Origin of the sequence: Sphingomonas sp. CCH9-F2 (assembly GCF_001556735.1) — a bacterium.
Taxonomy (GTDB): Bacteria; Pseudomonadota; Alphaproteobacteria; order Sphingomonadales; family Sphingomonadaceae; genus Sphingomonas; species Sphingomonas ginsenosidimutans.
On record NZ_LSJO01000107.1, the window covers coordinates 1 to 1,693 of the forward strand.

Consider the following 1,693-nt stretch of genomic DNA (forward strand, 5'->3'; position numbering starts at 1 on the left):
GGATTGTGACCGTCCGTGCATCTTCTCCGGCCAGCCGTTCGCCGCCGCGGACGTCAGCGACGCGACTCGCGGCCCGCGGACGGCGCGAACGGATCGCGCGGAATCGCGCCGTCGCGCTGGCGTTCCGCGCCGCGCTTGCCGGCCAGCGCGGCGACGCAGCGGCGCAACGCCGCCACCGCCGCGCCGCTGCCGTCCAGCGCCAGCCGCTCGACCGGCACGTCGCCGCGCGCGATGTCCAGCGTGCGGGTCGCGGCAAACTGCGCCGGGAAGTCCTTGCCGAACGTCGTCACGAACCCCTGCCTGCCATCGGCCGCGATGCCGATCGCGGCATGGCGCGGATAGGCCGCCTTCGACAGCCGGAACGTCAGCCTCACCCGCTCGCGCGCGCGGATCGACCAGTTGGCGTTGAGCACCGACAGGCGGTTGCTCCCGTCACGGTCCAGCCCCAGCAGCACCGTCGTCTCGCCCGCCCGGTCGAAGGTGCGGGTGACGAAACATCCCGCGCCATCCTCCGCGGGCGCGACCGTCCACCCCGCGACCGTCGCCGGTGCCGCCACGGCACCCGCGGCATTGCCCAAGGCCAGCCCGAGGGCCAGCAGACGATCGCGCAACCTTGCCATGGACGATGCCTCCTTCGTTCCCGGCCCTTACCGCGCCGCCGCCGGGCTGGCCACTGGCGGCGGGTCTGGCGGTGGGAGGCGATCGATGACATGCAGCGCGGATGAGCTCCTGGCATTTCTGGATCGACCGCGGCGGCACCTTCACCGATGTGGTGGCGCGCCGCCCCGACGGCAGCTGGGCGACCGCCAAGCTGCTGTCCGAAGACCCCGATCGCGCGCACGACGCGGCGGAGGCCGCGATCCGCCAGCTGACCGGCATCGCCGATGGCCCCCTGCCCCCCGCCGACATCCGCATCGGCACCACCATCGCCACCAACGCGCTGCTGGAACGGCGCGGCGAACCGATGCTGCTGGCGATCACGCGCGGGTTCGGCGATGCGCCGGTCATCGGCTATCAGGACCGGCCCGATATCTTCGCGCGCGACATCCGCCGCGCCGCGCCACTGTTCGCCGACGTGGTGGAGATCGACGAGCGCGTCGCGCAGGACGGCAGCGTCCTCATTCCCCTCGACCACGATGCCGCGGCGGCGGCGTTCGCGCGCGCTCATGCCGCCGGGCTGCGCGCGGTCGCGATCGTGTTGATGCACGGCTGGCGCCATCCCGCGCATGAAGCGGCGCTGGCGGATCTGGCGGCGGCGGCCGGCTTCACGCAGATATCGGTCAGCCACCGCACCGCGCCGCTGATCCGGCTGGTCGCGCGGGGCGATACCACGCTGGCCGACGCCTATCTGTCGCCGGTGCTGCGCCGCTATGTCCACGGGCTGGAAACGTCGCTGGGAAGCGCCTGCGCCGATCGCGGGCTGTTGTTCATGCAGTCGAGCGGCGGGCTGGTCGCCGGCAGCGCGTTCGGGGGCAAGGACGCGCTGCTGTCCGGCCCGGCGGGCGGAATCGTCGGCATGGTGCGCACCGCCGCCGGCGCGGGGTTCGACCGGGTGATCGGGTTCGACATGGGCGGCACCTCCACCGACGTGTCGCTCTACGCCGGCCAGTACGATCGCCGCTCCGACGCGGTGCTCGCGGGGGTGCGCGTCGCGGTGCCGATGATGCGGATCGATACCGTCGCGGCGGGCGGC

General features: G+C 73.5%; 2 protein-coding genes. One reads left to right on the top strand and one right to left on the bottom strand.

Going from position 1 to position 1,693, the window contains the following annotated elements; translation table 11 throughout:
- Positions 1 to 53 precede the first annotated feature (53 nt).
- Positions 54 to 620 carry a hypothetical protein gene (locus AX685_RS03270; protein ID WP_066485416.1) on the bottom strand — a complete coding sequence of 189 codons (567 nt, stop codon included), beginning with the start codon at positions 618 to 620 and terminating at the stop codon, positions 54 to 56.
- 101 nt (positions 621 to 721) lie between these two features.
- Here AX685_RS03270 and AX685_RS03275 point away from each other — a divergent pair.
- Positions 722 to 1,693 (top strand): hydantoinase/oxoprolinase N-terminal domain-containing protein (locus tag AX685_RS03275; protein ID WP_331710141.1); only part of this gene is annotated, 972 nt, incomplete at its 3' end.